Genomic DNA, 6,831 nt, shown 5'->3' on the forward strand with positions numbered 1-6,831 from the left:
GTTTATTCATTTTAGGGTTTTGACCCAGCCTCGCCCTTTCTAATACAAGAAGAAAATTAATATGCTTGTGACAATCCCTACTATTGCACTCAATAAAATACAATAACCCATAATATCACGGATGTGCAGTCCAACCACAGATAATATCGGCAATGCCCAAAATGGCTGTATCAGATTAGTCCATCCATCTCCCCATGCAACAGCCATTGCGGTTTTAGATGGGTCAACCCCCAATTCCATTGCTGCAGGTATTTGCAAAGGACCTTGCAATGCCCATTGCCCACCTCCCGATGGAGCAAAAATGTTAACAAATCCGGCAACCCAATAAGTGAAAACATTGAATGTTTCAGGTGTTGCTACAGAAATCATCCCGTCGATAATGAGCTGCCCCAAACCTGAACCGGATAATACCGCGATGATTCCGGCGTAAAAGGGAAATTGCAAGACAACGGGCGAAATAGATTTAGAAGCTTCCATAAAAGCTTCTGCATACTGGCCCAAAGAACGGTGTAAAAGCAGTCCCAACGACAAGAAGAAAAGATTGATAATATCCAAATCCAAATCCCTGCCGCCCCAAAACGAAATAGCCGTGTAAACGATGCCAATTGCGCCAATCAACATTCCTAAAACGGGGGTATATTCTAATTTTAAGGCGGGAGTAAGTGAATCTTTAGCGACCGCTGTTTCGTTTTCCGTCCGCTGATCCAAATCCGCGGAATGATAACTAATAATATTTTTCTTAGGTGACATTAAAACAATGAAAATAGACATAATCACAACTAAAGATATGAAAATAATAATGGTTGAAGAGTGAAATAATGTTTCTGATGTTGGAATGACTCCCATTACTTCTTCTAAAAAATGCCCCTCTGTAGCAATTGTCAATCCAATCGAACTCGAGATTCCTCCTGGAAACAACACCGTCGCTGAATAGGCACAGGCCACTAAAAGTGGAAAATGCGCGTTTTTGTTTCTTTTTCCGATTTCTCTCGCGATGATGGCTCCAACAACAACTGCCAAGCCCCAGTTTATGTAATAGGCTGCCGCGGAAACCAGGAAAGTAAGCAAATAAGCTTTCCACGGTTTGTTCGCCAGCTTTGCTAAACTAGACAGCCCTCTGCTCACAAAGGGAACTGCTGCCAATGTCATACCCGTCATCAATAGCAGGACCATCTGCATTGTAAATGCCAAATATGCCCAGAATCCGTCACCCCATGCTGAAAAAATAGTACCGGGTTCCGTTGGATTCATTGCTAATGCGATGGCAAAGACAAGTATCGTCATAAGCACTGCTATGACAAAAGCGTCTGGCAAATAACGCTGGACAACTCGTGAAAAACGATCTGCGATACCTGCTAACATAGCTTTACCTCCCTTATTTTAAGTTACATTAAATGTTAAGGGAGGATGCAATATTTTAAAATTATCAAAAAGTATGAAAGTGGAGAGGATTGTTATACATGTGGTATAAAAACTTATAAGAAAGTAATATACGCAAGACTGATTGAGCAAAACATTGCCCTAATCAAATGCGCCTTGGCGTATTTGCGCCCAGATTTTATCGAACTCCGCTCGATAAATTTCCTCTGAAAATCTGAGCATCCGCCGGAGGCTTTAACTTTATTCAGCCGGGGTTTGAACCCCCGCTGAATGGAATACCATCTTACCACTTACTGAAGTGGGAAACTTCTGCTGAATGAAGTTAAATTTATGAATCGCAAAGTCACAAACCGGTAAGCAACACTTCCTCACTCAGGTGTTATTCTTTCCGAAGTTCTTCACTTGGTAAAATTACACGCCTGGCCACAGGTGAGTCCAATATAATAGATGTCCTGGTATTGCCGTAAGGGATTAGCCTTTCAATCAACTGCGTCAATTCATCCATTCCATTAAATGCCGCCTTTATATAGTAATGGACATGTCCTGTCGCCTTATGACATTCAAGGACATCGGGTTCGTGTGCAATCATTTGCTCGAACTCGGTAAGAGATACCCGTATTTCACTTAATTCAATCATGACCAATAACTTTCTTCCAACTGCTGAAGGTGAAACCTGGGCAAAAAACCCTTCAATGATGCCTCTTTCTTGAAGCCGCTTTAGTCGTTCTGCCACACTAGGACGGCTGAGAGCCAATTTTTTTGACATTTCGCTGATTGACATCCTCCCGTCTGATTGCAGTAACCTGATTAAATTTATATCCACTTGATCCATCTTTCACGCACTCCTTCAGAATGAACATTATTTTTGGTAAATTTATTCAAATAATAATTATATAGAGACAAATAACTTCATTTTGGTATATAAATTAACATTAAATTATTCTATTATTATACTCGAGAATAAATTGTTTGAAAAATATAAATTGAGAACTGAAAGACTTAGTGTTGAAGTGCTGTCAAAAAAGGGTAATAAGGCTTGCCCGCGATTTTTGCTTCCTAATTGGAAACAAAGTCAAATCACGTGGTAATTTTCGAAATCTTTTAACAAAGGAGGGTAACATGAACAATACATTTAAAATCATTGTCCTGGCAGGAGCCTTTGTTTCATTCATCTTGGGGGCAGGGACAGCGACAGGGCAAGAAATACTGCAATTTTTCGTATCACATGGATATTACGGTATTGGTGCTATAGTCATTGCAGCCGTTTTGCATATGTGGTTTGGCGCATATGCAATGGACATAGGTCTCCGATTGAAAGCTGATGATTCAAAAGCTGTTTTCATCTATTTTTGCGGTAAATACCTCGGAACCTTCTTCTATTGGTTCTCGCAGTTATTCATCTTAGTTGTTTTTGTTGTCATGATTTCTGGAGCCGGTGCCACTGTTTCGGAGTACTTTGGGACAGGGATCATCACTGGCAGAGCAATTATGGCCATCCTGGTACTAACTACTGCCTTATTACGTCTGGAAACCATTATTAAAATATTGGGAATCGCAGGACCTATTATAGTCATTTTTGCAGTCATCGTAGGAGCTGGCAGCTTTGATCCAGCAGGATTTTCACAGGCAAATGAAATTGTGAAGGAGCTTGATTTATCATCAGCAACCAAATACTGGTGGCAATCGGGATTTGTCTACTCTTCATTTGTTTTACTCGTAGCATTGCCGTTCCTGGCTAATCTGGGCAAGGATGAGGTCAGGAGAAAAAACGTGATCATTGGTGGAGGTTTGGGTGGATTGATTATGCTGATAGGGGTCTTTGCCATCTATATCGGCATCCTGTCAAATATCGAAAAACTCCATACAAAAGATATTCCGACCTTATTCCTAGCGGATCAAATCAGTTCTGCTTTAGCATTTTTCTTTTCTATTATTTTACTCATTGCCATTTATACAACCGCAGTGGGTATGCTATGGACTGTTTCAATTCAATTCTCAAAAGACAACACACTAAAGTATAGAATCATCACAATCACCTTAACTGTACTTGGCTTTTTCGGAGGATTATTCCCCTTCGCCAAGATTATTGATTTAGTATATCCAATTGTTGGATATATCGGCTTAATCTTAATGGTTGGAATGCTTTATCGCCAATTTATCAACAAAGGTAAAATTGGAAATCAAGCCTATGATATGCTTAATATAACGAAAAAAACAGGAAAATGAGAGGGAAAACTTATGAGTAAATATGCTAAACAGCCGGATTACACAAGAGTTAAGCTCGACATGCCCTTCACAGGGATTACATCATTTAGAAAGTATCCAATCTGCACTGATTTAGAAGAATTAGACGCTGACTTTGCAATTATCGGTGTTCCAAATGATATGACAACTGCATGGCGTTCCGGAGCCCGTATGGGACCAAGATCCATTCGTGAACAATCATCTCTATATGCGTTTGGTTCAGGATATGATCATGAAAAAGATATTGTTTACAATAATGATGGCTGGAAAATTGTTGACTGTGGTGACGTTTCAATTATTAATGGAGATGTTGAGCAAAGCCACGAAAATACCGAAGAAGCGATTAGAAAAATTATTTCCAAGGGCGCCATTCCAATTGTTTTAGGTGGAGATCACTCAGTAACAAACCCGATTGCATTTGCTTTGGAAGAGAGTAAAGAAAAAATTAATGTCGTCCAAATTGATGCCCATTTAGACTGGTTAAAAGATGCATCTGGCCAACGCTTTACGTTGAGTAATCCAATGCGAAGAATGTCCGAAATGGATCATATCAATAAAATGGCACAGCTTGGAATAAGAGGAGTCGGAAGCAGCCAAAAAGAAGACTTTGATGATGCTCGTGCCTATGGAAGTACTATTTTATCACCAAAACAAATTAGAAAGATTGGAATTGAAGAAGCTTTGAAAGATATGCCGGATGGTGAAAAATACTATGTTACCATCGATATTGACGGTTTAGACGCTTCTATTGCACCTGGGGCCGGTTCACCTTCACCAGGCGGATTCTATTACGACGAGGTAAGTGAGATTTTAGAGGCTGTGGCAAAGAAAGGTGAAGTGATCGGTTTTGATCTTGTGGAAGTAAATCCATTATACGATCCTAGTGGCGTGACTTCACAAATAGCAGCGAGATTAATAATTGATTTTATTAACTTTATCATAAGAGAAAAACAACTTAATTTAGCGAAATAATGCTTTTAAAGAGAAGTCTAATTTGGACTTCTCTTTATTATTGTTCCAAAAACCAATCGTCCCATTATCAAAAACCGCCTCACTTTATTCCACCAGCGCAAAGCTAAGTCTGCCACCAATGAAACTCTTGGCTTCCTTCACTTTTGCAACACTGTTTTAACAGAAACCATCACATTGAATATTTAATGTCCTTCAAAAACATAAAGGCATGAGCCCAGTTCCATACCGGGCTCATGCCAAAGCTACAAATCAAATATATATTTACGGTGACATACAGGGCTGTTTAGACAGTCCCTATTTTCACCTATCTGTAACAGGATAAGAAACAAAGATGACTTACATTGACTTTCTGCGTCCACGGTTCCACCATTGCAGTAATAAACCAATCAAAATAAGGATCACTCCGCCCAGAATATATCGGTATATGTCTGTTCCTGTATTTGGAAGTGATTTACTTACCGGCGTTTTTATATGATCGGAAGCGGCTTTTTCCGTTTTCTTGCCGGTTATATTGTTATGACGGTGTGTTCCTTGCTGAGACGTTATTTCACCCTTTTCTCCGCCTGACTGACCTTGATTCTTCACTTCAGTAACTTGGGTGCTTGTTTGCCTCTCCATTACAGTGATTTCCTTCACGTCTGTCAAATCTCCCAAAGTGGCTGTAATATTTATTTTTCCTTTTTTCCTTCCTTCCAGAATGCCTTCCGAGGTAAAAGCAGCAATCGATTCGTCTGAACTGCTCCATGTGATCGGTTGATTCTCCAAGAGGTCTCCGTGTTTATTTTTTACTGTTGCTTCCACCTGCAATCGTTCACCGACGGAAATAGAACCGTTCCCCATAATCTTCATCGACGCTGGCTTATCATCGTTATTTTCATCGGGTTTAGGCGATGCTTTCGTTGTGAACCGGATGCTTTTCTTCGCTTCATTGCCAAATGCATCTCCTGCAATTAACTGGTACGTATATGTCTGCCCGAGTTCAGCATTGTGATCAATAAATGTTGAATCAGTTTCTTTTAACTGTGCCAGTTCTTTTCCATCACGAAGTAAACGATAATAGCTTACACCAGAAGCATCTTCAGCTTTGAACGTCAATATTGGTTCTTTTTCGCCTGAAGCAGTAAAAGTAGTGATATCTGGTGCTAGGTCATCCAAAAATACAGCATAGGATGAAAAATGCGGTACTTCCGTAACAATCACCTGTCTTTTTTTGTCTATTTCACCGCCACCAAATTCCCATCTTCCTTTTTCTTCATTAAGACGAAAAATCCCTATTTTTTTACTTTCCCCTACCGGGTCATATCCCATTGTTAATGTGTACGGGTCTGTCAAATGGTTTGGGTCCGGGCTATTAATTGTAAATGAATAGCTGTCCCCAGCAGGCTTCAATCCGGTATATGCTGATTGTTCCAGTTTAGCCTTGTGCACAACTATACTAGTTCCTGCTACTAAATTTCCTGGTGTCCTCAGTTGTAGATCTGTGCCTCTTAAAGTATAGGTGGTGTTTGGCCTCAGTATTCGTTCTTCAGTTAAATTGAGGTAGTTATCCACTGTAAAATTCCAACTTCTTTCAATATCTCCATACGTTGCGGCAATCGTGACTTTTCCCTGTTTATGAAAATGAATAGTCCCATTGTTTGTTATGCTCGCGATAGCAGGATTGCTAGATTTAAAATGAAGTCGATTTGTAAAAAACGGCTTGGGAGTATTTGCATTACCATAAGTTGGTATGACCTGTAGTTGATATGTGTCCCCGACTCCGTGATTGCTCGGAACATCAGAAGAAGTAGCTAGTCCAGTAACTTCAACCACTTCCACTGTCCGGGTATGCTTTGTCATATTCCCTGCAGGATCCGTGACCAAATACGAAATCGTATGAACTCCTGGTTTCGATGTATCAAACTGATCGCCTGTAACTTTAATTCGGTCTGTTAAATCCCCAAAACGCGTATGGGAAGCTGTTGCTCCCTCGTCTTTATACGCTAATCCGGATTCCATGAACACTTTATCTTTACCGTTTAGCATAATCTTCGGTAACGTTTGATCAATTTGTACAATCGCTTCCGATTCATCTCCCATATTTCCGGCATGGTCATGTGTCCTGGCATAAACAACATGTTCCCCTTCTGCTTTTACCGTAAAAGATGATTTGTATGTTTTCCACGTTCCTGTTGAGCCAACCTTATACTCTGTTTTCGATACTCCGCTCGGTCCTGTCTTTCCATTAGTGATCTC

6 protein-coding genes are annotated in these 6,831 nt (G+C 40.2%); 2 read left to right on the plus strand and 4 right to left on the minus strand.

Translation table 11 applies throughout. The features are described from left to right. Positions 1-39: 39 nt before the first annotated feature. From D5F11_RS19035 to D5F11_RS19045, 3 genes are all read right to left on the minus strand, one after another. Complete coding sequence (locus D5F11_RS19035) at positions 40-1,362, minus strand: short-chain fatty acid transporter (RefSeq protein ID WP_120115607.1); 1,323 nt, start codon at positions 1,360-1,362, stop codon at positions 40-42. Positions 1,363-1,475: 113 nt separating this feature from the next. Continuing rightward, a complete protein-coding gene (locus tag D5F11_RS19040; RefSeq protein WP_126646629.1) occupies positions 1,476-1,670 on the minus strand; it encodes a hypothetical protein in 195 nt (64 codons plus the stop codon). An 89-nt stretch (positions 1,671-1,759) separates the two neighbouring features. Then, a complete protein-coding gene (locus D5F11_RS19045) occupies positions 1,760-2,212 on the minus strand; it encodes an Lrp/AsnC family transcriptional regulator (RefSeq protein ID WP_120115605.1) in 453 nt (150 codons plus the stop codon). Between the two features lie 287 nt (positions 2,213-2,499). On the opposite strand from D5F11_RS19045, the gene D5F11_RS19050 reads away from it, so the two are divergent. Together D5F11_RS19050 and speB are read left to right on the plus strand one after the other, a co-directional pair. Continuing rightward, positions 2,500-3,606 (plus strand): YkvI family membrane protein, encoded by a 1,107-nt coding sequence (locus D5F11_RS19050; RefSeq protein ID WP_120115604.1) that lies wholly within the window; start codon positions 2,500-2,502, stop codon positions 3,604-3,606. 12 nt (positions 3,607-3,618) lie between these two features. Beyond that, entirely contained in the window at positions 3,619-4,596 is a 978-nt protein-coding gene (speB, locus tag D5F11_RS19055) for an agmatinase (protein ID WP_120115603.1), read from the plus strand. 336 nt (positions 4,597-4,932) lie between these two features. On the opposite strand, the gene D5F11_RS19060 is transcribed toward speB, so the two are convergent. Beyond that, positions 4,933-6,831 (minus strand): OmpL47-type beta-barrel domain-containing protein (locus D5F11_RS19060; RefSeq protein WP_126646630.1); only part of this gene is annotated, 1,899 nt, incomplete at its 5' end.

Source organism: Siminovitchia terrae, assembly GCF_003605405.2.
Classification (GTDB): domain Bacteria; phylum Bacillota; class Bacilli; order Bacillales; family Bacillaceae_C; genus Siminovitchia; species Siminovitchia terrae.

What these genes read in the sequence shown, in the direction of transcription:
- D5F11_RS19035 (WP_120115607.1), bottom strand. Translation starts at nt 1,362, where the DNA reads ATGTTAGCAGGTATCGCAGATCGTTTTTCACGAGTTGTCCAGCGTTAT.
- D5F11_RS19045 (WP_120115605.1), bottom strand. Translation starts at nt 2,212, where the DNA reads ATGGATCAAGTGGATATAAATTTAATCAGGTTACTGCAATCAGACGGG.
- D5F11_RS19050 (WP_120115604.1), top strand. Translation starts at nt 2,500, where the DNA reads ATGAACAATACATTTAAAATCATTGTCCTGGCAGGAGCCTTTGTTTCA.
- speB (WP_120115603.1), top strand. Translation starts at nt 3,619, where the DNA reads ATGAGTAAATATGCTAAACAGCCGGATTACACAAGAGTTAAGCTCGAC.